The following is a 25,241-nucleotide window of genomic DNA, read 5'->3' as shown; positions in this document are numbered from 1 at the left end:
AGGGCGTTTCATGACCTTTCAGGGATGGCTGCTGATCGCGGCCTTTGTCGGCCTGCTGCTTGTCCTGGTAAAGCCGGTCGGCCTGTGGCTGTTCGCGCTATACGAAGGGCGCCGCACGCCGCTTCATGCCGTGCTCGGCCCGGTCGAGCGCGGCTTCTACCACCTTTGCGGCATCGACCCGCAGGAGGAGCAGGGCTGGCGCCGCTATGCCGTGCACATGCTGATCCTCAACGCGGTGGCGCTGCTCCTCACCTATGCGCTGCTGCGGATGCAGGCGGTGCTGCCGCTCAACCCGCAGCATCTGGGCGCGATTGACGCGCATCTCGCCTTCAACACCGCGATCAGCTTCACCTCGAACACCAACTGGCAGAGCTATTCTGGGGAATCGACCATGTCGAACCTCAGCCAGATGCTGGCGCTCACCCTCCACAATTTCCTTTCGGCCGCGACGGGCATTGCGCTCGCATTCGCCTTGTTCCGGGGTTTCGCGCGGCGCAGCAGCGCCACCATCGGCAATTTCTGGGCCGATACAGTGCGGGTAACGCTCTACCTGCTGCTGCCGCTCTCTGTCGTGCTTGCCATCTTCTACATGGCGAGCGGCGTGCCGCAGACGCTGGCGGGGTCGATCGACATCACGACGCTGGAAGGCGCGAAGCAGACCCTCGCCCTGGGCCCGGTCGCGGGACAGGAGGCGATCAAGATGCTGGGCACCAACGGCGGCGGCTTCTTCAACGCCAACAGCGCCCATCCGTTCGAGAATCCGACCGCCATCACCAATTTCGTGCAGATGCTCTCGATCTTCGCAATCGGCGTCGGCCTCACCTACACCTTCGGCAAGGCGGTCGGCAATGTGCGCCAGGGATGGGCCATCCTTGCCGCGATGATGGTCCTGTTCCTCGCCGGCGTGGCCGTCACCTATTGGCAGGAGGCGGCGGGCAACCCCATCCTCCACCATCTGGGAGTGCCCGGCGGCAATATGGAGGGGAAGGAGGTACGGTTCGGCATAGCCGCCTCCGCCCTCTTCTCCGTCATCACCACGGCGGCAAGCTGCGGCGCGGTCAATGCCATGCATGACAGCTTCACCGCTCTCGGCGGCCTGGTCCCGCTGTTCAACATGCAGTTGGGCGAAGTCGTGGTCGGCGGCGTCGGCGCGGGCATATATGGCTTCCTGCTGTTCGCCATCCTCGCCGTGTTCGTCGCCGGCTTGATGGTCGGTCGCACCCCGGAATATGTCGGCAAGAAAATCGAGAGCCGGGAGGTAAAGCTCGCCGTTCTCGCCATCGCCGTGCTGCCGCTGGTGATATTGGTCTTCACCGCGCTGGCGAGCGTGCTGCCGGCTGGTCTTGCGGGGCCGCTCAACAAGGGACCGCACGGGTTCAGCGAGATCCTCTACGCCTTCACCAGCGCGGTCGCCAACAATGGGTCGGCCTTTGCCGGCATCTCCGCCAACACGCCCTTCTACAACGGCCTGATGGGCGTGGCGATGTGGATCGGGCGCTTCTTCGTCATCATACCCATGCTGGCCATCGCCGGCGGGCTGGCGGCGAAGAAATACACGCCGGAAACCGCGGGCAGCTTCCCCACCACGGGGCCGCTCTGGACAGGGCTGCTGGTCGGCATCGTGCTGATCGTCGGCGGACTCACCTTCCTGCCCGGCCTCGCCCTTGGCCCCATCGCCGATCATCTCGCGATGATCCATGGCCAGCTCTTTTAAGGATCACCCCATGCCCCGGTCCGAAGCCAAATCGCTCTTCACCGCCGACCTCATCCTTCCAGCGATCGGCGACGCCTTCCGCAAGCTCAACCCAAGGGAACTGATCCGCAACCCGGTGATGTTCACGACCGCCACGGTCGCCGTGCTGCTGACGGTGCTGCTCGCCGTGGGGCAGGACCATCTCGCCATCGGCTTCAAGCTGCAACTGGTGGTCTGGCTGTGGCTGACGGTGCTGTTCGGCACCTTTGCCGAATCGCTGGCGGAAGGGCGCGGCAAGGCGCAGGCCGCCTCGCTGCGCGCAGCCAAGGCGGAACTGACCGCAAAGCGGCTGAAGGGCGACGCCGTCGAGACGGTCCCGGCCAGCCTGCTCAGGATGGGCGACGTCGTGCTGGTCGAAACCGGCGACCTCATCCCCTCCGACGGCGAGGTCATTGCCGGCGTCGCTTCGGTCAACGAAGCGGCCATCACAGGCGAATCCGCGCCGGTCATCAGGGAAGCGGGCGGCGACCGCAGTGCGGTGACGGCGGGTACGCGCGTCATTTCCGACCAGATCCGCGTTCGCGTCACGGTCAATCCTGGACAGGGCTTTCTCGATCGCATGATCGCCCTGGTGGAGGGCGCCGAACGGCAGAAAACCCCCAATGAGATCGCCCTCACCTTGCTGCTGGTGGGCCTCACCATCATATTCCTGATAGCGGTCGGCACGATACCGGGCTTTGCCAGCTATGCGGGCGGCAGCATTCCGGTGGCGATCCTCGCCGCCTTGCTGATCACGCTCATTCCGACGACCATAGCCGCGCTGCTGTCGGCCATCGGCATTGCGGGCATGGACCGGCTCGTGCGGTTCAACGTGCTGGCCAAGTCGGGCCGCGCGGTGGAGGCGGCCGGCGACATAGACACGCTGCTGCTCGACAAGACCGGCACCATTACCGTGGGCGATCGTCAGGCGACCGAATTCCGCGCCGTCGGGGGAGCAACCCAGGCCGCATTGGCTGAAGCCGCGCTGCTCGCCAGCCTGGCTGACGAAACACCGGAGGGCCGCTCCATCGTCCTTCTGGCGCGGGAGAAGTTCGGGCAAAGCGCGGATACGCTGCCCCAGGGAGCAGTGGTCATTCCCTTCACCGCCCAGACCCGCCTTTCCGGGGTGACGCTTCAGGGATCGACCATCCAGAAGGGTGCGGTGGACAGCATCCTGCGGGCCAATCCCGGCCTGGAGGAGGAGGCCGCGGCACAGGAGCTTCGCCGCATCACCGACGAAATCGCGCGCGCGGGCGGCACGCCCCTGGCGGTGGCGAAGGATGGGCGGCTGCTCGGCGCGATCTTCCTCAAGGATATCGTCAAGGCGGGCATCCGTGAACGTTTCGGGGAACTGCGGCAAATGGGGATCCGCACGGTGATGATCACCGGCGACAATCCATTGACCGCAGCCTCCATCGCGGCGGAAGCGGGCGTGGACGATTTCCTCGCCCAGGCCACGCCTGAGGACAAGCTGGCGCTGATCCGCAAGGAACAGCAGGGAGGCCGGCTGGTCGCCATGTGCGGCGACGGCACCAACGACGCGCCGGCGCTGGCGCAGGCGGATGTCGGCGTGGCGATGAACACCGGCACCCAGGCGGCGCGGGAAGCCGGCAACATGGTCGACCTCGACAGCGATCCGACCAAGCTGATCGAGGTGGTGGGCCTTGGCAAGCAATTGCTGATGACGCGGGGGGCGCTGACCACCTTCTCGGTAGCCAATGACGTCGCCAAATATTTCGCGATCATCCCGGCGATGTTCGTGGCGCTCTATCCCGGCCTTGGGGTGCTCAACATCATGGACCTCGCCAGTCCGGAGAGCGCGATCCTTTCGGCCATCATCTTCAACGCGTTGATCATCCCATGCCTGGTTCCTCTGGCGCTGAAGGGCGTGACCTATCGCCCGATCGGGGCGGGACCGCTGCTGGCGCGAAACCTCGCCATTTATGGACTTGGCGGGCTGGTGGCGCCCTTTGTGGGGATCAAGCTGATCGACCTTGCCGTGAATGGGCTGGGCCTGGCCTGACCCGCAGCGCAACAGCCGTTCGTTTCGCGCGAACGGAGGAAAGGACTTTCCGATGTTTACCGACCTGAAGACCGCCCTGCGCCCCGCGCTGGTCATGACCCTGCTTTTCGCGCTGCTGCTGGGGCTCATCTATCCCCTGGCGCTGACCGGCATTGGCCAGGCGCTCTTTCCCTTTCAGGCCAATGGCAGCGTGATCCGGCAGAACGGCAGACCAACCGGCTCCGCCCTGATCGGCCAGAACTTCTCCGAAGACCGCTATTTCCATCCACGCCCCTCCGCAGCGGGCAAGGGCTATGATGGCCTTGCCTCCTCCGGCTCCAACCTCGGTCCCACGGCGAAAGCGCTGGCGGAGAGGGTCGCAACGGACGTCGAAGCGCTTCACTCGCCCGGTCGTCCCGTTCCATCCGACCTGGTGACCACCTCCGCATCGGGGCTGGACCCTGATATCAGCCCCGATGCGGCCTTTTTCCAGGTGGAACGGGTGGCCAAGGCACGCCGACTGAACGCTGATCAGGTCCGCGCGCTGGTCCAGGGGAGCATCCGGAAGCCGCTTCTCGGCTTTCTGGGCGAAGCACGGGTCAATGTCCTCGAAATCAATCAACGACTGGACGACATCGTCGCCCATCGGACACGGCCCTGACCCTCGTCATTCGGCGGCTGAGGCCATGACCCATGAGAGGGCCTCGATGATGCCATTGGCGACAAGCACCGCATGATGGGTCACTTCGGGAAGACCCATCAGTTCCCCAAATTGGCCCCGGGCCAATGGACCGGCCACGAACAGCGAGCCATTCGCGCCGTTTTTGCCGAGCAATCGGCTTTTCTCATCCACAGGCAAGCCAAGTCCGGTCGGATCGACCACGGCCCGGCCCGCGTTAAACAGGTCGGCGAGAAAGGGCTGGGACGTCAGGACGTCCGAATGACCCGGCCCGGTCGTCGCCACAACGGCATCGAAGGTCCGCCTTTCCGTCCGTCCGCACCGCCTTTTGAGCGACACATGCAAGCCAGCAGCGTCGGCATCGGCCGATCGCAGGGATGCGGCATATATGTCGAGCGACCCGCTCGCCAATCGTCGATCGAGCAGCGCGTCGGCCTGCGGCGCTATGCGAAATCTGTGCGTATCCCAGAAGGGGCGGATATGGCGAATGAGACGACGCCGCTCGGCAAGCGGCAATGCGCGCCAGATGCCCTGGCCCTGCGTTCTAAGACAATCAAACAGGCCCTGCCAGGGGCGGTCGGGCCGCACCGCCCGACGCACGCGGCGAACCAGGTCGAGTGCCGTACGCGAAGGCGGAGTCAGGAAATCGCCATAAGGTTCGACCAGCTTCCGGGCATGGGCGCGCGACCGCTGGCCGCGGCGGGAAATGGCGGTGATGGGACCGGCATGTCCCTTGCGCTCCAGCGAAGCGACGACGTCAGCCATGGTCAGCCCGGTCCCGACGATCAGCACCCTGTCGCTGGCATCAATGCCATCCAGCGCGCCCGGCGCCCATGGATCGGCAACGAACTTGGGCTGCCCCGCCAATCCGCCGGTCAATAGCGCCGGAGGCATGGGCGGAGGGTGGCTGGTGGCGATGACGACCACATCTGCCTGATACAGCTCTCCTCCGCTCGTCTCCAAGGCCCAGCCAAGACGGGTGGAGGGACGGACGCGGGCGATTGCGGACCGGATATGGCGAACGCGCCCGCTCGCCAGCACCGGTTCCAGCATCTCGCGGACATAGCGCCCGAACAAATGCCGCGCCGGAAAGCGGCGCCCGTCCGGCAGCACCGCATCCGGATCGTCGCCCAGCGCGTCATTCTGGTCGAGCCAGTCGCTGAACTGGTCGGGTTCATCAGGATCCAGCGTCATGCGACGCGCCGGAACATTGACGCGATGCGATGGATCGAGGGTTGAATAAGCCAGGCCCGCACCGATCGCATCACGCGGTTCGAAGATCAGGATGCGCACGGCATCGCCCCCGATCCTCGCCAGGTGATATGCAGTCGCCGCGCCCGAAAAACCGCCGCCGATGATCGCTACCGTTGGAGGAAGATGGTTTGTCACGCCATCTTCCTCAGGACTGACCGGTTCGCAGCAACGGGCGGTGGTCGCCGGCGATGGTTTCGCCAAACGGTCCCATATTGCTGGCGGCCGCCCTGGCCCCGGTCGCATGGGCGAGCGGCAGGCGCGGCAGCACCAGCTCACCGAAACGATAGGCTTCCTCCAGATGCGGGTAGCCCGACAGGATGAAGCTGTCGATGCCCAGGCGTCGATATTCGTCGATGCGCGCCGCCACCGTTTCCGGATCGCCAACAAGAGCGGTGCCCGCCCCGCCCCGGACGAGGCCAACGCCCGCCCACAGGTCGGGGCTGATCTCCAGCCGGTCGCGGCGGCCGCCATGCAGGTTGCTCATGCGCTGCTGGCCCACCGAGTCCATCCGCGCGAACACGCTCTGCGCGCTGGCGATGGTGTCGTCGTCGAGGCGACTGATCAGACGGTCGGCTTCAGCCCAGGCATCCTCTCGCGTCTCCCGGACAATCACATGCAGGCGAATGCCGAAGCTGACCTCACGCCCCTCCGCCCTGGCCAGCGCGCGGATATTGGCGATTTTCGCGGCGACATCCGTCGGGGGTTCGCCCCAGGTCAGATATTTGTCGACCATGCGCGCGGCGATGCGCGACCCGGCATCGGACGATCCGCCGAAATAGAGCGGCGGATAGGGCGTCTGAACCGGCGGAAACAAAAGACGCCCGTCAGAAATGCGGAAATGCTTGCCCTCATGCTCCACGACCTCGCCGCGCAGCAGCGCCCGATAGATGCCGAGAAATTCCTCGGTCACCTCATAGCGTTCGGCATGGCTTTGAAAGATGCCGTCGCCGCCATTTTCCACCGGGTCGCCGCCGGTGACCACGTTGATGAGCAAGCGACCGTTGGAAATGCGATCCAGCGTCGCTGTCATTCGCGCGGCGAGCGTGGGGGACTGCAGGCCCGGGCGCACCGCTACCAGAAAGCGCAGCCGCTCCGTCACTGGCGCAAGTGCGGAGGCGACCACCCAGCTATCCTCGCAACTGCGGCCCGTCGGCAGCAGTACGCCATAATAGCCCAGTGAATCCGCGGCCTGGGCCACCTGCCTCAGATAAGGCAGGTCGACCGCCCGGCCACCCTCCTGCGTGCCCAGATAGCGGCTGTCGCCATGCGTCGGCAGGAACCAGAGAACATTGATCTTGTCAGGGACGGGGGCGGCCATGGCTCAGCTCCACGCGTGAAGCGGCGGCTTTTCGCCGTTGAGATAATAATTGCCCAGGATCGCATATTTCCAGCGGACCGGATCGTGCAGCGTATGGGTGCGCGCGTTCCGCCAGTGCCGGTCGAGCCCATGTTCGGCAAGCGTCGAGCGGGTACCGGCCAGCTCGAACAGCTTGTTGGTTGCGTCGATGGCAAGCTCGGTGCTCAGCACCTTGGCTTCGGCCGTGGTGATCTGCGCCGCGGCTACGGTTTCCGCATTCGGGTTGACGACCGCTTCATCGACCGCGATCGCCGCGCGATCAAGCAGCGCGCGTGTCGCGTTGAGGCGCAGCTTCAGCCCACCGACTGCCTGGATGACATAGGGATCCTGCCATGCATGGTCGAGGCCGCTGTCCAGCCATGGTCGCGACTTGGTTCGCACGAACCGGATGGTGTCCTCGATCGCGGCGGCGGCGATGCCGGTATCGACCGCGACCTGAATGATCTGGAAGATCGGGCCGTCGGCCGTCGGCTCGGCATAGCCCTTCCACCCTGGGATCACGTGGCTCTTGGGTACGCGAACATTGTCCAGGATGACCGTGCCGCTCAGCGTCGTGCGCTGGCCGAAGGCGGACCAGTCGTCGATCACGGTCAGACCCGGCGCGCCCCGCTCGGCAATGGCATACCAGGCGCGGCCTTCGCCATCGACGGCGACGATCGGAACCAGATGCGCGAGCAAGGCGCCGGTCGAATAGAATTTGCGGCCCGAAACGATCACATCGTCGCCGTCCTCGGCGAAGCTGGTTTCGAATTCGGCGGCGCGTTTCGATCCGAATTCAGAGAAGGCATTGCCAAACCGCGTGCCCGACAGCACCTTCTCGAACAGGATCTTCTTCTGCTCCGGCTCGGCGGTGGTGCGGATCGCCGCGACGACCCCGATATGGTTCTGGGGAATCTGGCCCAATGACGGATCGGCGGCCGAAATGATTTCGATGACCTTCACGATCGTCCGGTAGGAAAGCTCCGGCCCGCCATGGTCTCGCGGCACGTTGAGCGACCAGAGTCCGCTTTGCGAAAAGGCGTCGAGTTCAGCGACCGGCCAGATGCGCTCGCGATCGCGTTCCACAGCCCCCTCGGCAAAACGCGCCGCCAGCTTTTCTGCCGTCTCGATCGCCTCGGCATCGCTGCGGATGATGTGGGCAGGCTCGGCGGGGCGGGCGAGCGGCGGCACGCCTTCCTGGACATTGGGCTTGTTGATCGCATTCATGACGATACTCCTTTTGAAACGGGGATGGACGGATTGTCTGTTCAGTTGATGCTGTGGAACGGCGGCAGCGCGGAGCGGCCGTCGAGTGAAAGCGTCGTGTCATCTGCGGAGGAACTGTTGTTCGCCGGCGACGCGGGGCGGCTCGGCGGCGCGCCTATCTCGCCCATGCGGATCAGGCGCGCCCGCACGATATTGCGGCTGATGCCAAGCAGGCGCGCGGTCTGCACCTGATTGCGGTGGCAATAGTCGAACGCGGCGCGGAACAATCGATCCTCGATCCGTTCGAACAGGTTCTCGCCGCCTTCCTCGAACAACGGCACCAGCGCCTCTTCCAGACCGGGCCTGCCCTGGGAAGAGAGCGCAGCCGGTTCCGCGTCAGCACTCCGGGAGGCTGGCGCCGCCGCTCCCGGCTCCCAAGCGGCGCGCACCTGGAGTTGGAGGTCCGCAGGGCTGATGACCCCGCTCTCGCACATCAGCAGAGCATGATGAATGGCGTTTTCCAGCTCTCTGATATTGCCGGACCAATTATGCTGCACCAAAGCCCGCTCCGCTTCCGGCGAGAGGACGGCATGCGCATAGCCGAGCCGCTGGCAATGCTGGCGCAGGAAGAAGGCGGCAAGGGGGAGGATATCGCGCGTCCGCTCTCGCAAGGCGGGCAATTCGAGCGAGGCGACGCGCAGGCGATAGAACAGATCCTCGCGGAACCGGCCCGAAGCCACAGCCCGTTCCAGATGAACGTTGGTGGCGGCGATCAGCCGCACATCGATCGGGCGGCTCGTGCGGGAGCCCACACGCACCACCTCGCGTTCCTGCAGCACGCGCAGCAGCTTGACCTGCATCGCAAGCGGCAGGTCGCCAATCTCGTCCAGGAACAATGTGCCGCCATGAGCGGCTTCGAACCAGCCTTCCTTGGCGTTGACGGCGCCGGTGAACGCGCCCTTTTCGTGGCCGAACAACTCTGCCTCGACCAGCGTTTCCGGCAGGGAACCGCAATTGACGGCGACGAAGCGCCCTTCCCGCCGCGCGCTCAGTTCATGGACGTGGCGCGCGACGATCTCCTTGCCCGTGCCGGTCTCGCCGATGATGAGGACATTGGCCTCACTCGGCGCGATGCGGCGGATGCGGTCAAGCAGCGCGCGCGACAACGGATCTTCGAACACCATCGCGGACGCGCGCACCGACTTGGTGAGCGAGCGCGGATCGGAATAGGTCAGGAAGGAATCGCTATTGGCCAATGCCTTGCCTCCTTCTGAGGGGTGATCGGCGTTTTCGCGCCGGCAGGCCGCACCCGCCTGCCCGCGAGACATGGTCAGCGGGTTCCGCTCCATCATGCGCGAGAAGGACGGGTGGTGCGCTGCTCATCGGGATCAGGCCACTTCGAGCGCCGCTTCGGCTTCCAGCTCCCGCACGATCGGCAGGACATTGCGGCCGAAATATTCGACCTCTTCCTGGAAATGCAGGAAGGCCGAAAGGATGAGGTCGACGCCGACAGCCTTCAGCGCGATGATGCGCTCGGCGATCTGGCGCGGCGTACCGATCAGGTTCGTCTTGAACCCGTCATTATACTGGACGAGGTCGTTGAAGGTCGACTTGGCCCAATTGCCTTCACCCTCCGGCGAAGCCTTGCCTGCCTGGCTTACCGCCGATCCGAACGCCTGGACCGCCTCCGGATCTGCTTGCGCGATGATGTCGTCGAGGACCTGCCGGGCCTCCTCCTCGGAATCGCGCGCGATGATGAAGGCGTTGACACCGATTTTGACGCTGCGCCCTTCGGCTGCCGCCTTGGCACGCACATCGTCGACCTGTGCCTTAATCCCTTCGATGCTGTTGCCATTGGTGAAGTACCAGTCGGACACGCGCGCCGCCATGTCGCGCGCCGCGCGCGAACTGCCGCCCTGAAACACCTCGGGATGCGGTTGCTGCAGCGGCTTGGGCTGCAACGTATAGTCAGTGAAACGATAGAAATCGCCACGGAAGCTGAAGTTGTCCGTAGTCCAGATGCCTTTGAGCGCGCGAATGAATTCCTCAGAGCGGCGATAGCGCTCGTCATGTTCCAGCCAATGTTCGCCAATGGCCGTGAACTCGCCCTTGAACCAGCCGCTGACGAGGTTGATGGCCACCCGACCCCCGCTGATCTGATCGATGGTGGCAAGCTGCTTGGCGACGACGGCCGGCGTCCACGGCCCCGGCAGGATCGCGGCGATGACCTTCAGCCTAGTCGTCGCCGCCAGCAGCGCCTGGCTGAAGGCAACCGGCTCATGCTGATATTCCGCGCCATAGCCTGCGGTGAAGCGGATCTGTGAGAGCGCATAGTCGAAGCCCGCCGCTTCCGCGATCTGGGCGAGCTTGCGGTTGTAGTCGATGTCCCAGCTTGTCCTTTGCTGGATCTTGCTGACGACCAGGCCGCCGCTGACATTGGGCACCCAATAGGCAAAGCGAACTGGTTCGACTGAGGGGGAGGACATGGGCAATCTCCTGTCGTGATGGGGAAGGATTGGGGGAGTCAGAGCTGGGCCAGAAAGGGCTGGCGCAGAATGGCGGGCTGCGCTGCCTCCAGCCGGCTGAGCCAGGGGAGAGCGGCATCGACCGCCCTTGCGATGCGCTCGACCAGGGCCGGACTGGCCGGGCGAAAATCGATGAAGTCGCCTTCGGTCGCGTAGATGCCGAGCGGGAGCGGCACCGCGTCGAAAAAGGCGAATAATGGGCGCAATTGATGATCGATCATCAGCATGTGCCGCTCCGTGCCACCCGTCGCGGCGAGCAGCACCGGACGGCCGACCAGCGCCTCCCGCCCGACAAAGTCGAACAGATGCTTGAGGAGCCCGGTATAGGATGCCCGGTAGACGGGACTGGCGACAATCAGCAGGTCCGCCTCCTCGATCGCCTGCACGGCAGCAAAGGCATCGGCGGGCAGATGCGCGCGCTGCATTGCGCCGCCGACCTGCGGTCCGATTTCGGAAAGCTTCACCGTCCGAACGCGGGCAGGCATCGCGGCTTGCAATTCACCAATTATCGCATCGAGCAACGCCTCGGTACGAGAGGGCTGCTGCAGTGAGCCGGCAATGGCCGTTACGTTGAGCACTTTGGTCATCGAACTGCTTCCTTGTGGACGAACTTCACTAAGCAGAAAGCGTGCCAGTTTGATTATATTATTTATTTTCAGCTATTTACTTCAGTTCTAGCCCACATCGTTCGACCGGCATGCTTCTTATTGCGCAGCCATGTGCTGATCTCCTGCTGCATAAGCAGCAGGAGATCATCAGGAGTAGAAGGTAGGCAGCGGTTCCTCATCGTTGAGCGCCCAATCCCCCAGTTCCCGCAGCTTGTAATCGATCGGGTCATGCAGGGCGTGGGTGCGCAAATTGCGCCAGAAGCGGTCGAAGCCGAAACGTCCCATGGTCGAACGCGCGCCCATCACATCGAACATGCGGTTTGTGATCTCCATCCCACCGCGGATCGACGCGACCTTCGCGGTGGCGATGCCGATCGCCGTTTCCGACCGCCGCTGTCCGGATAGGGCGTCGTTCTGCTCCCATGCGGCGTCCAACAGGGCCGCAGCACGATCGTTGAGCAACCGCGCACCTTCCAGAGCGAGCCAGAACTCCCCGGCCCGCTCCAATGCATAGGGGTCTTTCGACTGCTGCTCGGCGGCCGAAAACAACCAGCGGCGCGCCTCGCCATGGACATATTTCTTCGTCGCCCGGAACGCGCCTTCGGCAATGCCCAGATAGATGTTGGACAGGATGAGCTGGGCGATGAGCGGGCGCAGCGTCGCGAAGGTCGACCCCAGCGGACCCGGCGTCTGCAATATCTCGCTTTCCTCGATGCGCACGTCTTCGAACGTCACGGTTCCGCTGTCCGTCTGGCGCTGGCCGATATTGTCCCAGTCGTCATGCGGGGTGATGCCTTTCCGGTCGCTGGGGATCGCGGCGATGACGAGCCGGTCGAGCCCGGCCTGCCGTGCCGAGACAATCAGGCGATCGGAATCGAGTGCGCCGGAACAGAAACTCTTGTGCCCACTGAACGACCGCCAGCCTGATTGCGCCGTGCTGAGCATGCGACTGTCGAGCGGATTGAGCGCATTGCCCCAGAACAGCGGCGCGCGCGCCGTATCCCGATAGGCCGATTCCCACTGGCCCGCCGCGCCGAAGAGTCGGACGGTGGCCAGCAGCAGGTGATGGAAGGCATAGACATGAGCAAGCGAGCTGTCGGCCGCTGCCAGAATCCGCACGGTCTTCATCACGGTCGTCCAGTCGCCGCCAAGGCCACCATAAGCGACGGGAATGCTGAGACGCAAAAGCCCGCTTTCCCGCAGCAGATCGCGCTCCACCTTCGGCGTTCCGCCGGCACGGTCGCGATCCGGCGCGGAAAGGTCAAACAGCTCGGCCAGAGCATGGGCCCGGGCCAGGGGATCACTGACATCTGGGCTGACCGCCTGCAAACCCTTGCCGTCCAAAGTCGTCGAGCGGAAGTCCATCCTACCATCCTCCAAAATGCCGCATTCGGCCGCAGCGGCTGACGATGATCAGGACCGCAAGCACCGTGCCATTCTCGCAACGCGCCTGAATCCGGAGATGTCGAAAGGGCCGGCAGGCCCAGGGCAGCACCGTTGCTGATCGAGTGCTGCTGAAGAAGCAGCCGATCAGCAGGCTCGCGCCAGATTGGAACGCATGAACAGGCGGACGCTTACCCGGCCGAACGTCGTGACGCTTCCTGCCCGGCGAAACCGCCCGGCGAGTGTTTTTCCAAGATTGAGGCGAAACAGGGATCTGGCATCACAGGATCCTCTGCCGCCGTCTGACGACCTGGCCGGGCTTAAATCATTGAAGGCAGCAACGGTTACGGTTCGCTTTCTTCCGGGGCTCTGACCGGCGCATGTGCGTGGCACAGCGACAACAATCAGTAGGCGGACCGTCTTTATCGGGATCTTACCCGCGATTTCGCTTGATCACGCAAACCAATCGGGCCATGCTGAAGCAATCCATGAATTTGCCTGGGTTCCGACCGGAAACCTTCCCGCGGCTGCAGACACCTCGCTGTGACAGAATGAGTGACCCTGAGCGCCGCGATCCCGAAATTTTTCTCCGTCAGGCAGCGCAGGAGGGGCGTGGCCGTCTCAAGATATTTCTCGGCGCGGCACCGGGCGTGGGCAAGACCTATGAAATGCTCACCGACGGCATGCAACGGCTGAAGGCCGGCGTAGATGTCGCGGTGGGTGTGGTCGAAACTCACGGCCGGCACGAAACCGAGGCCCTGCTCCATGGGCATGAGGTCATCCCCCGACGCGAAGTCGATCATCAGGGCCATGGCCTGACCGAAATGGACCTCGACGCCATCCTCGCCCGCCATCCCGCTCTGGTGCTGGTCGACGAACTCGCTCACAGCAATGCACCGGGCAGCCGCCATCCCAAACGCTATCAGGATGTCGAGGAGTTGCTCGATGCCGGCATCGATGTCTATTCGACCGTCAACATCCAGCATGTCGAGAGCCTGAACGACATCGTCGCTTCCTTCACGCGCGTCCGGGTGCGGGAAACCGTACCCGATTCAATCCTTGAAATGGCCGAGATCGAGGTAGTCGATATCCCGCCCGACGAACTGATCGAGCGCTTGAAGGAGGGCAAGGTCTATGTTCCGGCGGAGGCCAGCCGGGCGCTCAACCATTTCTTTTCCAAATCCAATCTGACGGCGCTGCGAGAGATGGCGCTGCGCCGCGCCGCGCAGGCGGTCGATGCCCAGATGCTGGACTATGTGCGGGCCCATGCGCTCGCCGGCAGCTTCGCAGCGGGCGAGCGCATCGTCGTCGCGATCAGCGAACTGCCAAGCGCACAGGGCCTTGTGCGCGCTGCCAAGCGACTGGCAGATGCCCTGAGGGCCCCGTGGACCGCTGTCCACATCGAAACCCAGCGCAGCCTTGCCTTCACGGCGGAGGAACGCGCTCATCTGGCGGACACCATGGCGTTGGCGTCGCGCCTGGGGGCAACGACCGCGACCATCCCGGCCTCCAGTGTCGTGGAAGGACTGCGTCAATATGCGACAGACGCACGCGCCACCCAGATCGTGATTGGAAAGGCAAGCCGGAGCTGGTGGTTCGAACTGCGCCATGGGTCAGTGGTCGATCGGCTGGTGCGCAATATGGGCGATGTCGCAGTCCATGTGCTGCCCGGCGAAGAAACGGCCCATCATCGCCGTACCCGGCGCGCCGCCACGAGTCCCTGGGGGAAGCCCTCCGACTATCTGTGGTCGACGGCGATGATCGCGATGATGACCGCCGTGGGGCGCCTGCTGGTCCAGACCATCGCGCTTGGCAACATCGCCCTGCTCTATCTGGTGCCTGTGATGTTCGCCGCCGCCAGCTTCGGCCTGCGTGCCGGGCTGTTCGCCGGGCTGCTGTCCAGCCTGGCATATAATTTCTTCTTCCTGCCGCCAACCGGCACGCTGACGGTCAGCAATCCGGAAAATGTCATTTCCATCCTTGTCCTGCTGGGCGTCGCCATCGTCACCAGCCAGTTCGCCGCGCGCGTCCGCGCCCAGGCGGATCTGGCGCATGGCAGCGCGCGGCAAAATGCAGCGCTCGCCGGCTTCTCCCGTCAACTCACCGCCGCTGCCAGCCAGGATGAGTTGATGCACGCCATATGCGGCGAGGTCGGACGGCTGTTCGATGTGCGCACGGTCCTCCTCCTTCCCTCCCCCGATGGGCCGCAGCTGCGAGCCGCCGTGCCACCCGAGGATCGGTTGGAGCAGATCGAGAAGGCCGCCGCCCAATGGGCGATGGACAATGAGCAGCCCGCGGGACGTGGATCATCGACGCTGACGGCATCGGACTGGCTGTTTCACCCCTTGCGGACGACGCGCGGCGTGCTCGGCGTGCTGGGGCTGGCGCGGGAGGATGCCGGGGAACCGCTGCGATCCGATCAGTTGCCGCTGCTCATGAGCTTGCTGGACCAGGCCTCGATCGCGTTCGATCGCATGGCGCTGGAGGAGGAGATGCTCGATGCGCGCCAGATCCGGGAACGGGACCGGCTGCGTTCGGCCCTGCTCTCCTCCGTGAGCCATGACCTGCGCACCCCCCTCACCACCATCATCTCGGCCATTCACGAGTTGAAGCGCCAACACCCCTCCGATCTTGCCGACACGGTGGAGGCGGAGGCGCAGCGGCTGACCCGCTTTGTCGCCAACCTGCTGGACATGGCGCGCGTCGAAGCTGGCGCATTGCCGCTGAAGATCGAGCCGATCGACCTGTTCGATGCAGTGGCAGGCGCCGTACATGACACGCGCCAATCGCTCGCAGGGCATGAGGTAAAGGTGGATATCCTGCCCGATATTCCCTTGGTCCGGGTCGATCCGACGCTATTGCATCATATCCTCATCAACCTGCTCGACAATGCGGGGCGCTACGCCGATCCTGACACGCCCGTAATCATCAGGGGGCAGCGCCTGCATGATGCGATCACCCTTTCGGTGATCGATGAAGGCCCCGGAATTCCATTGGGCAGCGAGGCTAGGGTGTTCGACACTTTCACCCGCATGGAGGGATCTGACCGGGCGAAGCACGGTACCGGCCTTGGCCTCGCCATCGTCAAGGGCTTTGCAGAGGCCATGGGCCTTGGCGTTTCCGCGGCAAACCGGGGCGACCCGACAGGGGCCTGTTTCACCCTCCGCTTTCCCCAGACACTGATCCTGTCTCCGCTTCCCGATGAGGACATATTATGACGACCCGCCACAAGGTACTCATCGTCGACGATGAACCGCAGATCCGTCGGCTGATCCATGCGGCCCTGGCCCGCGCCGACTATGCGACGGTGGAAGCAGCCAATGCCCGGGAAGCGCTCGAGAAACTGCGGGAGGAGCGACCGGACATCAGCCTGCTTGATCTGGGCCTGCCCGACCGGGACGGGCTGGAACTGGTGCCGCTCATCAAGAGGGACTCGGACACCAGCCTGATCGTCATCTCGGCACGGGACGCGACCGAACAGAAGGTCGCGGCGCTTGATCTGGGCGCGGACGATTATCTCACCAAACCTTTCGACACGGACGAGATGCTCGCGCGCGTGCGCGTGGCGCTCCGCAATCGTATGACCAAGGATGGTGGCGTTTCGACGGTCCGCGCGGGAAATGTCATGATCGACCTGATGGCGCGGATCGTGACGAAGAAGGGACAGGAAGTGCATCTGACGCCAAAGGAATATGGCGTGCTGGCGCAACTGGCCAAATATCCCGGGCGGGTGATCACCCATCAGCAGATCATGGCCCATGTGTGGCCGCACGAACATGCGCATCATGTTGAATATCTGCGCGTTCTGGTGCGCACCCTGCGGCAGAAGCTGGAGGATGACCCCCAACGACCGCGCATCATCGCCAATGAACTGGGAATAGGCTACCGGCTGAAGGAGGGCGATGGCGGTTAAGCGCTCCCGCACTGAGCCGCCGAAGCGCAGCGTTCAGATCTCGACCTGCGATCCCAGTTCCACGACGCGGTTGGTGGGCAATTTGAAGAAATCCATCGGCGTCACCGCGTTGCGCATCATCCAGGCGAACAGCTTCTCGCGCCAAATGGCCATGCCGGGCTTCTCCGACGGGATCAATGTCTGGCGGCTGAGGAAATAGCTGGTCTGGCTGACGGCGATCGGTCCGCCGCAACCTTCGACCGCTTTCATCGCGGCTGGAATGTCGACCTCTTCCATGAAACCATGGCGCAACATCACGCGATAGAAGCCCGCGCCCAGATCCGTCACTTCCGACCGGCCGGTCAGCGGCAGGTGCGGCACCCCTTCCGTTCGCACGGTCAGGATGATCACGCGCTCATGCAGTATCTTGTTATGCTTCACATTATGGAGCAGCGCCGGCGGCACCCCCTCTATGCGGGAATTGAGGAAGATCGCCGTGCCCGGCACACGCTTCAGGGAACCGGAAACAGACTGGATGAACAGTTCGACATCCATCGCGCCTTCGAGCAGATAGAAGTTCATGATCTTCCGTCCTGTCGACCATGTCGTAAGGGCGATGAACACCACGGCCGCCACCAGCAGCGGGAACCAGCCCCCATCGGGAATCTTGGTCGCATTCGACAGGAAATAGGCACCGTCCACCACCAGGAACAGCCCCGTTACGCCCGTGGCGAGCAGCCGGTTCCAGCGCCAGACGCTGAAGGTCAGCACGGCCATCATGCAGGTGGTTATGACCATGGTCCCCGTAACGGCAATACCATAAGCCGCCGCGAGATTACTCGAAGACCGAAAGCCCAGCACCAGCAGCACGACCAGGAACAGCAGCGCCCAATTGACCAGCGGCACATAGATCTGTCCCGCCGCCGAGGCGCTGGTGTGTGCGATCTTGAGGCGAGGCAGGAAGCCTAGCTGCACCGCCTGCTGAGTGACCGAGAAAGCCCCGGAGATCACGGCCTGGCTGGCAATCACCGTGGCGAGTGTGGCCAATATCACCAGCGGCAGGCGCGCCCATTCCGGCGCAAGCAGGAAGAAGGGATTTTCCGCCGCCTCCGGGAGATCGAGCAGCAGCGCGCCCTGGCCCATATAGTTGAGCAGCAGGCAGGGAAAGGCAGCGTAGAGCCATGCTATGCTGATCGCCTTGCGCCCGAAATGCCCCATATCGGCATAGAGCGCCTCCGCTCCCGTCACCGCGAGCACGACAGATCCGAGCGCCAGAAAGGCGAGCTTTACATCCAGTACAAAGAAATGGATGGCCCACATCGGGTTGACGATCGCGACAATCGCCGGATGGCGAATGATGTTGAGAATGCCGAGCCCGGCCAGGACCAGGAAATAAACGGCCATGATCGGTCCGAACAGCGCGCCCACCCGCGCCGTGCCATGCTTCTGGATCAGGAACAGCCCGATCAGGATGACGATAGCGACCGGAAGAACGAAGGGCGTGAAACCGTCATTCACGGTCTCCAGCCCTTCCACCGCAGAGAGAACCGATACGGCGGGAGTAATGATCGCGTCGCCGTAGAACAAGGCTGCCGCCAGCACGCCCAATATGGCGATCGTCGGCGTCCACCGACTCTCGCCCAGCTTGCGGGAAATCAGCGCGAGCAGAGCCATGCTGCCGCCCTCCCCGTGATTATCGGCACGCATGATGATGAACACATATTTGACGGTGACAATCAGCGTCATGGTCCAGAAGACCAGAGACAAAACTCCATAGATGTGAGCGGGGTCGACGGCCAGCGGATGGTGGCCGACAAAGCTCTCCTTCAAGGCGTAAAGCGGTGATGTGCCGATATCGCCGAACACCACACCCAGCGCCCCCAGCGCCAGAAGCGGCAGCTTCTCTTGCGGATGGCCGTGGCCAACCCCCTCGCCCGCTCGATCCGTCATCCGCACCGTCACCCGCTGTTTCCCGGCCGCCCATTGCATGGAGCCACATTATATTTCCAGTGGAACTTTATTCGATCAGCATAGGATTGGCGTAGGAATGCACGAAAATCCTGTCGGATCCTATGGAATTTAAACGCAGAGCGCGGCCTTTCGCTCTCGATAATCTACGCCGAAATGCGCAATTGGACATTCTCCCCGAAGGAGAATGCCGAAATGACGCACTGGTATGAACATGGGGCAGCTAAAATCGGAGTGAGGCTGGCTGGCTTGGTCCTGTTGATCTCCACTTGGCCAGAGGAAGGCCTGTTACATCGGCTGGTCCTGGGCACTCCGGGCACGGAGATGACCGCTGCAGAAATCACACTCGCCGCCCTTTTGTTTCTGAGCGGAAGCGCAGGCGCGGCCCTGACTATCATGGGACCACGACTGTGGCAGCCGGTGAAACTTTCAGCACGCTGGTCCAGCCAGGGATCCGCCAACCCAAAGTCGCGTCAGCCACTGCGCGGCAAAGCCGATCATCCGTAGAAAGCCGCCCGTCGGCACTCTGTCCCAGCGACGCCTGCACTTCCGTCTTCTCCATGTCATCGACAGCTTGGGCTTCGCAGCCCAAATCCATGCAAGATTTCCGATGGCCAAGCGCGACACCGACCGGACGCTGATGTGCTTGCTCCATCAGCGCGCGTCCGGTCAGCTGCGCCATCATCGGCGACAGACGCTGCTACCGGCGGTACGTCACGGTAAGACCTATGGTACGCGGGCGGAATGTCGCATTCTCGAAAAGCAGCGTGCTGCTATCCTGATGAGCAAGGGCCAGACGGGGGGCGCTATCGAGCAGATTGTCCACGAACAGCGATATATCCGCGCCATGCACAAGCGCGCCAGCACGCAGGCTGACGAACGTAGTGGCCGCGGGGGCGATCAAACCGGCGTCGTAACTGGCGCTAGCAGGATCGCGTTGCGGTATCGGACGTCGCAGTCGGCTTTGATACTGAAGGTCACCGCGGAGGAAGGCATCGACGCCGCCGATTCCAAATTCATACCGCCCGCCGACGCTCAATGTCCAAGGCGGACCTTCGATCGCGTCGCCGTTCAGCACCACGATCTGACCTTGCGGCGCCAACCGCGCATCCTGCGTGAAATGCGTATCGGTGTAGCCCGCCGCCAGGTCCAGTGTCACGCCCCGCAGCGGCGAGAGCGAAGCCTGAAGATCGAACCCGCGACTACGCGCGGTGCCAAGGTTGGCGATGAAGCGCAGGGCGCAGGTCGGCAGGTTGACTATTTGCTGGATGTCGCTCCAGTTCGAAGTATACGCCGACGCTTCAATTTGGACCTTTCCTCCGAAAAACTTGTTCTTCGAACCAAGCTCCCAACTCGTAACCTTGTCGGATTTGTAGGCGCCTGGAGCAGAGTTCAGACCAAGCGCAGCAAGATCGTCTGCGCACGGAGTGACCGGGATCGGCGGATTGGCGCCGGCGGCGCGAAATCCCTTGGACCAGCTGGCGTAGAACAGGTTGTTCCGGTCGGCCTGATAATTCACGCCCAGCTTTGGCGTAAAGGGCCTGTCGGTTTTCCTGCCGGATCCTTCGGTACGCGAACCATTTTGCGAGCCGTCGGCGAAATTGACGACTGAGAATTTGGACTCCGCGTAGCGACCGCCGGCGACGAGCTTGAGCTTTTCGGTGATCCCATAGGTGACATTGGCGAAACCGGCTATCTGGCTTTCCGTGGCGACCGAATTGTTGATGTAGCTATCCTGTCCATAGAGCGGATAGCTGAAAAAGTCTTCGAGGCTTTGGCCGAACACTGCATTGAAGAAGCTATTGCCGAGCGGATCGACCAGCTCGTCCGTGCTGCGTTGGCGGCTGTGCTGGTAGAAAAGCCCGATCACCCAGTTCAGGCGTGCGTTCGGATCCGACGATTGCAGGCGAAGTTCTTGCGTCACGAGCCGCTGTGTATTGGTGACGTGCGATGGGCTAAGATAGTAGGGCAATCTCTTATCGATGCCGGTCGGCGTCAGGAAAGGGTAGAGCGGGCCGGGATTGGCATCGGTACTGCCGCCGGGCCCGGTGCTTTGAAACCCGCAACCATCCAGATAGCATTTCTGGTAATAGGAAAGATTATACAGCGTGCCGCTGTAACCGGTGCGGTTCATACGTTGAAAATATGAACTGATCGATGTAATCGAGACTCCGCCGGCGTCGTACTGGATGTTCAGCGAGGGTTGATACCAGCGGTCGGAACTGCCCCGATATTCCGGAGTACTGGTGCGGAAAACCCCGTTCCCCGGATCAGAAATGCCGACAAAGAAATTGTCAGATGCGTTTGTAACGCGCTTCTGATAGGTGATGCCGAGGGTGATCTTGAGGTCCTCGTCCGGCGCGTAAGTAAGAGCGCCCCGCAGCACAGTGACGTCGCCGTGATTGATGTTCTTGTCATCGACGATGCCGGTTTGGTTGTCGACATGATCGATGTAGCCGGCGTCACGCCGGTGCCAGGCGCTGATCCGGAAGCCGAGTTTCTGGGGAACGATCGGTCCGCCAATCGCTGCGCCGGTTTCCCAATTGACACCGCCATGTGCAACGGCAGCGATCTCCGCCCGGTCATAAGTCTGAAAATGATCAAGATTGGGTTGCGGCGTGATGAATCGGACCGTACCACCTTCCGACCCGGCGCCGAACAACGTGCCTTGCGGCCCGCGAAGCACTTCTACACGCTCCAGATCAAAGATGGCGGGCAATGTGTTATCTGAACTGAAGCCCAATCCGCGTATCTGAATTGGAGTGTCGTCTATGTAGATGCCGGTCGTGCCCGCCCCCGCGTCTGACGCAATGCCACGGATGCTGATGTTGTTGCTTGCGCCTCCCGCGCTTCGCCCGAAACGAATCCCAGGGGTGAAGCGCGCGACGTCGGCCAAGGATTTGATGCCGCGAACATCCATCGACTCTTGGGAATAGGCGCTGATGCTGATTGGGACGCGTGATGCGACCTGCGCCTGGCGGGTAGCGGTAACAACGATCTCGCTCGGTCCTTGCGCCTCGTCCCTTCCTGGTGGAGCGTCTTGCTGCGGTGCCTGAGCGCGCGCAGGTATCGCCACCAGCAGGCCGGTAAGGGCAACCCCCATCATCAGCCCATTATGTAGGTTTTGATGCTTCTTCATGTCCGTGCCCCGTTCGTTTGCGTTCTTGATGTCGCGATGCAGGTGCCCGGCATCCTCCGATACAGCCAAGTCTAGGACGATTGCGCGCTCCTGCTACGCCAAGAGTGCCACTACACAAGGCTTGCAGTGCCACCGACGGTTGCTGGATGTGATCGATCAGGCGCGGTGAATTGTGACTCGGCCGTGCCTGGACGTCGATAATTTGGCGTGCGGTGAGGCGGTTGACCCTCGGGCCGTCAACGCCCTGATGAAGCCCTCGCCTGTGTCTCGAAATGCAAATGGCGCCCACCTTTGTCGATGGCCAGATCCTAGGTGGCGTAAAGGTGGCGAGCAGAAACTCATGTGCTATCCTCGCGCCATAGATCCTGCTGCGAGCAACGCTGCGGTGATTCCTGGTCCGGCGATGCGCTCACTCCGGCTTGCCGAAACCCAAGATCGTGGGAGCAACGTCGCGACAGACATGAAACCGGTGAATCGGCTCGCCGCCAACGACATTCTACGCAGGCGTCGGCGTGTTTTGCTCCAGGGCGGAGTTCAACCGTAACCGGTGTTCTCAGGCCACGGCGGTCCATGGCATGAGTTCGCCGACGGCGCTGGCCGGATGACCCGCGGCCAGCTTGCTGAGCGTTTCGGTCAGCCAGGTGTGCGGATTGATACCGGAGATCTTGCAGTTCTCGATTAGCGTGGCGGTGACCGCCCAGTTGTCGCCGCCTTCATCGGAGCCGGCGAACAGGGCATTCTTTCGATTGAGCGCGAGGGGCCGGATTGAGCGTTCGACGGTGTTGCTGTCCAGATCGATGCGGCCATCATTGAGGAAGCGCGAGAGGCCATCCCAACGGGTGAGCGCGTATCGGATTGCCTCGCCGAGCTTGCTCTTTGCGCTTACCTGGCGGTTCCGCGCATTGAGGTATTGGTGCAGGTCATCGACGATGATGCGACTGCGTTCGCTGCGGATCAACCGGCGCTGTTCGGCAGGCAGCCCTCGTACCTCGTCCTCAATGGCGTAGAGCTGTGCGATCCGGCGCAGCACTTCGGTGGCGACTGGCGAGCTGTCGGCCAGTTCGTAGAACTTGCGGCGCACATGTGCCCAGCAAAAGGCGAGGTGGATATGGTTGCGCCGCCGGGCGAGCGCGGCGTAGCCACCATAGCCATCGACCTGCAGGATGCCGGCGAAGTCGCCCAGGTGCGTTTCCGCCCGCTCGCTCTTGCGATCGGCGGCATAGACATAGGCAACCATCGGCGGATCATCGCCGTCCCACGGGCGATCATCGCAAGCATAGGCCCATAACTGCCCGGTCTTGGTCCGCCCTCGACCGGGATCAAGCACTGGTGCGGTGGTCTCGTCGGCGAACAGCCGCTCGGATCGTCGCAATCGCTCCAGGATATGGTCGCGCAGTGGGCGCAGATACCAAGCCGCCCGTCCCACCCAGTCGGCCAGCGTTGAGCGATCAAGCTGGATGCCTTGGCGGGCGTAAATCTGTGCCTGTCGGTACAACGGCAGGTGATCAGCGTACTTGGCGACCAGCACCTGCGCGATCAGCGCTTCGGTAGGAATGCCGCCTTCGACGATCCGTGCCGGCGCCGGCGCCTGCACAATGGCACTTTCGCACGAACGGCAGCCGTAGCGCGGACGGCGCGTGACCAGCACGCGAAAGGTGGTGGGCACGACATCGAGACGCTCGGCCACATCCTCGCCGATCTGGTGGAGTGAGCCCCCGCAGCAAGGGCAAGCCCTGTCCTCGAGATCGACAACCTGTTCGATCCGTTCGAGATGGGAAGGCAGTGATCCGCGGTTGGTCTTGCGCGGCCGATCCGCCGGTGCCCGCTTCGCCTTGTCGCGGGCCTGCTCGGCCTGAGCCAATGCTGTCTCGACTTCTTCCAGGGAGAGCTCGAACTGGTCGGGATCGAGCTGTTCGGAACGGCGGCCGAAACGGTGGCGTTGCAAGGCATCGATGATGGCCTTCAGGCGCTCGACCTCGGCCTGGAAAACCTTGAGAGCATCAAGCTCGCGGGCCTGTTTGAGGACGAGCGTACGGAGCGCTTCGACATCGTTGGGAAGGTCCGCTTCTATAAGCATGAGGGCAGTGAATCAGCAGACGAATGCCCCGTCAACCGGCAATCTGCGGAGCAATCGGGCGCCGCCCGCCATGCACTCGGCGCCAGTCCAGACCTTCCAGCAGAGCGCCCAGTTGCGCCGCCGTCAGACGCATCACGCCGTCCTGGATGCCGGGCCACTTGAAACCGCCGGACTCCAGCCTCTTGGCCATCAGGCACAGGCCGGTGCCGTCCCACCAGATCAGCTTGATCCGGTCGGCGCGCTTCGCCCGGAACACGTAGATCACGCCCGAATAAGGATCACTGCCGTACTCAGCACCAACCAGCGCCGCGAGCGAATCTGCACCCTTGCGAAAATCTACCGGGCGCGTCGCCACCATCACCCGTGTACCAGGCCCGATCCCGATCATCGATCACCATCAATGCCTGGGGCCTGCAGAGCTTGGATAACGGCTACCACCAGGTCAGTCCGGGCCGCTTGCCCGATCCGGACAACGGCACCGCTGACCTCGACCTCTACAACCCCATCGTGCGAACCCGGCGGCGATGTCTCGCCAACCACGGGCACGAACATCGGCTCGTGACGGGGCGGAATCTTGCTGGCCTCTACCGCGTAACGCAGCTCCCGGCGCCATGTGTAAAGCAGCGCAGTGCTGACATCCCGCTCGCATGCAAAGGCAGCGACATTGTCGCAACGCTCCATCTCCGCAACCAGCGCCAGCTTCTGCTCCAGCGTCCAGACACGCCGTCGTCCGGCCATCCCGCTGAGAACTTCAACCCGCCGAACTGGCTTCAGAGCCACTCCAGTGTGGGTGTCCAATGCGGTCGTAAGGATGGCGTCGTCCATCCTCGCATCTCTGCCTGAGCCACCAAATCAGACAAGGTGGCGCCAGAACACCGGTTACAGTCATCAGGTGATTCCACCTGATTAGAAAACGCTCTAGGGGCTATTCAGAGATGGGGTATCAGACGCAAGAAAGCCCGCCGTTGCGGGCGGGCTTTTTTGCATGAAGCATAAATTGTGAATGGGTATTGAAGCGCGAGCTGTAATGCCTGGCGACGCCCTACTCTTCCGGGGCTTGAGCCACAGTACCATCGGCGCAGACTGGTTTCACGTCCGAGTTCGGGAAGGGATCGGGTGGGTCACAGACGCTATGGTCACCAAGCAATAGAGCTTGCGCTTCGGGTTTTAATCGGTGCCGTGCACATAAGGTTTAGATATCTGGCTGTTAGATCACCACATATGCTGACGTTTGCTGGAATATCCAGTGTTGTCATTGATGGTGGGACTCTTTGGCTCCTACAAAAGTGGTACTTTTGCAGGGGACCATCCAAGCGCGATCAGAGCAATTAGGACCGGTTAGCTCCATATGTTACCACACTTCTACATCCGGCCTATCAAGGTCGTGGTCTACGACCGCTCGAAGAAATCTTATCTTGAGGGAGGCTTCCCGCTTAGATG

At 62.9% G+C, this 25,241-nt stretch carries 18 protein-coding genes and 2 rRNA genes; 5 read left to right on the top strand and 15 right to left on the bottom strand.

The window, feature by feature from the left end; translation table 11 throughout:
• The first annotated feature begins 10 nt into the window (after positions 1–10).
• The 3 genes from kdpA to kdpC are packed head-to-tail and all read left to right on the top strand — an operon-like array spanning position 11 to position 4,395.
• Positions 11–1,714, top strand: coding sequence for a potassium-transporting ATPase subunit KdpA (kdpA, locus tag MRBLMC3_RS10500; RefSeq protein WP_363828337.1), 1,704 nt, complete (start codon positions 11–13; stop codon positions 1,712–1,714).
• Positions 1,715–1,724: 10 nt separating this feature from the next.
• On the top strand, positions 1,725–3,755 hold the full coding sequence (gene kdpB, locus MRBLMC3_RS10495) for a potassium-transporting ATPase subunit KdpB (protein WP_363828334.1): 2,031 nt from the start codon (positions 1,725–1,727) through the stop codon (positions 3,753–3,755).
• A 52-nt stretch (positions 3,756–3,807) separates the two neighbouring features.
• Complete coding sequence (gene kdpC / locus MRBLMC3_RS10490) at positions 3,808–4,395, top strand: potassium-transporting ATPase subunit KdpC (protein WP_363828330.1); 588 nt, start codon at positions 3,808–3,810, stop codon at positions 4,393–4,395.
• Positions 4,396–4,401: 6 nt separating this feature from the next.
• On the opposite strand, the gene MRBLMC3_RS10485 is transcribed toward kdpC, so the two are convergent.
• The 7 genes from MRBLMC3_RS10485 to MRBLMC3_RS10455 form a co-directional block, all read right to left on the bottom strand.
• Positions 4,402–5,802, bottom strand: coding sequence for an FAD/NAD(P)-binding protein (locus tag MRBLMC3_RS10485; RefSeq protein ID WP_363828327.1), 1,401 nt, complete (start codon positions 5,800–5,802; stop codon positions 4,402–4,404).
• A 10-nt stretch (positions 5,803–5,812) separates the two neighbouring features.
• Positions 5,813–6,961, bottom strand: a complete 1,149-nt coding sequence (ssuD, locus tag MRBLMC3_RS10480) for an FMNH2-dependent alkanesulfonate monooxygenase (RefSeq protein WP_363829412.1) — start codon at positions 6,959–6,961, stop codon at positions 5,813–5,815.
• Between the two features lie 27 nt (positions 6,962–6,988).
• The gene (locus MRBLMC3_RS10475; protein WP_363828324.1) at positions 6,989–8,230 is read right to left on the bottom strand and encodes an SfnB family sulfur acquisition oxidoreductase; all 1,242 of its coding nucleotides are present in this window, start codon (positions 8,228–8,230) and stop codon (positions 6,989–6,991) included.
• A gap of 41 nt (positions 8,231–8,271) precedes the next feature.
• Positions 8,272–9,465 (bottom strand): sigma-54 interaction domain-containing protein, encoded by a 1,194-nt coding sequence (locus MRBLMC3_RS10470; RefSeq protein WP_363828321.1) that lies wholly within the window; start codon positions 9,463–9,465, stop codon positions 8,272–8,274.
• 132 nt (positions 9,466–9,597) lie between these two features.
• The gene (gene sfnG / locus MRBLMC3_RS10465) at positions 9,598–10,695 is read right to left on the bottom strand and encodes a dimethylsulfone monooxygenase SfnG (RefSeq protein ID WP_363828319.1); all 1,098 of its coding nucleotides are present in this window, start codon (positions 10,693–10,695) and stop codon (positions 9,598–9,600) included.
• A gap of 38 nt (positions 10,696–10,733) precedes the next feature.
• Positions 10,734–11,321 carry an FMN reductase gene (gene msuE, locus MRBLMC3_RS10460; protein ID WP_363828316.1) on the bottom strand — a complete coding sequence of 196 codons (588 nt, stop codon included), beginning with the start codon at positions 11,319–11,321 and terminating at the stop codon, positions 10,734–10,736.
• A 168-nt stretch (positions 11,322–11,489) separates the two neighbouring features.
• The gene (locus MRBLMC3_RS10455) at positions 11,490–12,707 is read right to left on the bottom strand and encodes an acyl-CoA dehydrogenase family protein (RefSeq protein ID WP_363828313.1); all 1,218 of its coding nucleotides are present in this window, start codon (positions 12,705–12,707) and stop codon (positions 11,490–11,492) included.
• A 569-nt stretch (positions 12,708–13,276) separates the two neighbouring features.
• Between MRBLMC3_RS10455 and MRBLMC3_RS10450 the strand changes: the two genes are divergently transcribed.
• Positions 13,277–15,943 (top strand): sensor histidine kinase KdpD, encoded by a 2,667-nt coding sequence (locus MRBLMC3_RS10450; RefSeq protein ID WP_363828311.1) that lies wholly within the window; start codon positions 13,277–13,279, stop codon positions 15,941–15,943.
• Positions 15,940–16,638: a response regulator transcription factor gene (locus tag MRBLMC3_RS10445; protein ID WP_363828308.1), complete on the top strand. Its 699-nt coding sequence runs from the start codon at positions 15,940–15,942 to the stop codon at positions 16,636–16,638. Before MRBLMC3_RS10450 ends, MRBLMC3_RS10445 begins: the two co-directional genes overlap by 4 nt.
• A gap of 33 nt (positions 16,639–16,671) precedes the next feature.
• Here MRBLMC3_RS10445 and MRBLMC3_RS10440 read toward each other — a convergent pair whose 3' ends face one another.
• The 8 genes from MRBLMC3_RS10440 to MRBLMC3_RS10405 all read right to left on the bottom strand — a co-directional run.
• Positions 16,672–18,567, bottom strand: a complete 1,896-nt coding sequence (locus MRBLMC3_RS10440) for a potassium transporter Kup (RefSeq protein WP_363829409.1) — start codon at positions 18,565–18,567, stop codon at positions 16,672–16,674.
• A gap of 412 nt (positions 18,568–18,979) precedes the next feature.
• Positions 18,980–19,270 (bottom strand): hypothetical protein, encoded by a 291-nt coding sequence (locus MRBLMC3_RS10435; protein ID WP_363828305.1) that lies wholly within the window; start codon positions 19,268–19,270, stop codon positions 18,980–18,982.
• Between the two features lie 15 nt (positions 19,271–19,285).
• A complete protein-coding gene (locus MRBLMC3_RS10430; protein ID WP_363828302.1) occupies positions 19,286–21,724 on the bottom strand; it encodes a TonB-dependent receptor in 2,439 nt (812 codons plus the stop codon).
• Positions 21,725–22,277: 553 nt separating this feature from the next.
• Positions 22,278–23,801 carry an IS66 family transposase gene (tnpC, locus tag MRBLMC3_RS10425; protein WP_363828299.1) on the bottom strand — a complete coding sequence of 508 codons (1,524 nt, stop codon included), beginning with the start codon at positions 23,799–23,801 and terminating at the stop codon, positions 22,278–22,280.
• Between the two features lie 31 nt (positions 23,802–23,832).
• Complete coding sequence (tnpB, locus tag MRBLMC3_RS10420) at positions 23,833–24,189, bottom strand: IS66 family insertion sequence element accessory protein TnpB (protein ID WP_363828291.1); 357 nt, start codon at positions 24,187–24,189, stop codon at positions 23,833–23,835.
• Positions 24,186–24,626: a transposase gene (locus MRBLMC3_RS10415; RefSeq protein WP_363828288.1), complete on the bottom strand. Its 441-nt coding sequence runs from the start codon at positions 24,624–24,626 to the stop codon at positions 24,186–24,188. The genes tnpB and MRBLMC3_RS10415 overlap by 4 nt, the downstream gene beginning before the upstream one ends.
• Before the next feature lie 204 nt (positions 24,627–24,830).
• Positions 24,831–24,945, bottom strand: a 5S ribosomal RNA gene (gene rrf, locus MRBLMC3_RS10410).
• 163 nt (positions 24,946–25,108) lie between these two features.
• Positions 25,109–25,241: ribosomal RNA gene (locus MRBLMC3_RS10405) — 23S ribosomal RNA — on the bottom strand; the annotation flags it as partial.

The organism is Sphingobium sp. LMC3-1-1.1 (assembly GCF_040676285.1).
Classification (GTDB): domain Bacteria; phylum Pseudomonadota; class Alphaproteobacteria; order Sphingomonadales; family Sphingomonadaceae; genus Sphingobium.
The sequence above is the reverse complement of the archived record's forward strand: the minus strand, read 5'-3'. Positions and strand labels throughout refer to the sequence as shown.

What these genes read in the sequence shown, in the direction of transcription:
- MRBLMC3_RS10415 (WP_363828288.1), bottom strand. Translation starts at nt 24,626, where the DNA reads ATGGACGACGCCATCCTTACGACCGCATTGGACACCCACACTGGAGTG.
- MRBLMC3_RS10475 (WP_363828324.1), bottom strand. Translation starts at nt 8,230, where the DNA reads ATGAATGCGATCAACAAGCCCAATGTCCAGGAAGGCGTGCCGCCGCTC.
- MRBLMC3_RS10450 (WP_363828311.1), top strand. Translation starts at nt 13,277, where the DNA reads ATGAGTGACCCTGAGCGCCGCGATCCCGAAATTTTTCTCCGTCAGGCA.
- tnpB (WP_363828291.1), bottom strand. Translation starts at nt 24,189, where the DNA reads ATGATCGGGATCGGGCCTGGTACACGGGTGATGGTGGCGACGCGCCCG.
- kdpB (WP_363828334.1), top strand. Translation starts at nt 1,725, where the DNA reads ATGCCCCGGTCCGAAGCCAAATCGCTCTTCACCGCCGACCTCATCCTT.
- MRBLMC3_RS10455 (WP_363828313.1), bottom strand. Translation starts at nt 12,707, where the DNA reads ATGGACTTCCGCTCGACGACTTTGGACGGCAAGGGTTTGCAGGCGGTC.
- MRBLMC3_RS10435 (WP_363828305.1), bottom strand. Translation starts at nt 19,270, where the DNA reads ATGATGGCGCAGCTGACCGGACGCGCGCTGATGGAGCAAGCACATCAG.
- MRBLMC3_RS10440 (WP_363829409.1), bottom strand. Translation starts at nt 18,567, where the DNA reads ATGACGGATCGAGCGGGCGAGGGGGTTGGCCACGGCCATCCGCAAGAG.
- kdpA (WP_363828337.1), top strand. Translation starts at nt 11, where the DNA reads ATGACCTTTCAGGGATGGCTGCTGATCGCGGCCTTTGTCGGCCTGCTG.
- kdpC (WP_363828330.1), top strand. Translation starts at nt 3,808, where the DNA reads ATGTTTACCGACCTGAAGACCGCCCTGCGCCCCGCGCTGGTCATGACC.
- MRBLMC3_RS10430 (WP_363828302.1), bottom strand. Translation starts at nt 21,724, where the DNA reads ATGAAGAAGCATCAAAACCTACATAATGGGCTGATGATGGGGGTTGCC.
- MRBLMC3_RS10445 (WP_363828308.1), top strand. Translation starts at nt 15,940, where the DNA reads ATGACGACCCGCCACAAGGTACTCATCGTCGACGATGAACCGCAGATC.
- sfnG (WP_363828319.1), bottom strand. Translation starts at nt 10,695, where the DNA reads ATGTCCTCCCCCTCAGTCGAACCAGTTCGCTTTGCCTATTGGGTGCCC.
- msuE (WP_363828316.1), bottom strand. Translation starts at nt 11,321, where the DNA reads ATGACCAAAGTGCTCAACGTAACGGCCATTGCCGGCTCACTGCAGCAG.
- tnpC (WP_363828299.1), bottom strand. Translation starts at nt 23,801, where the DNA reads ATGCTTATAGAAGCGGACCTTCCCAACGATGTCGAAGCGCTCCGTACG.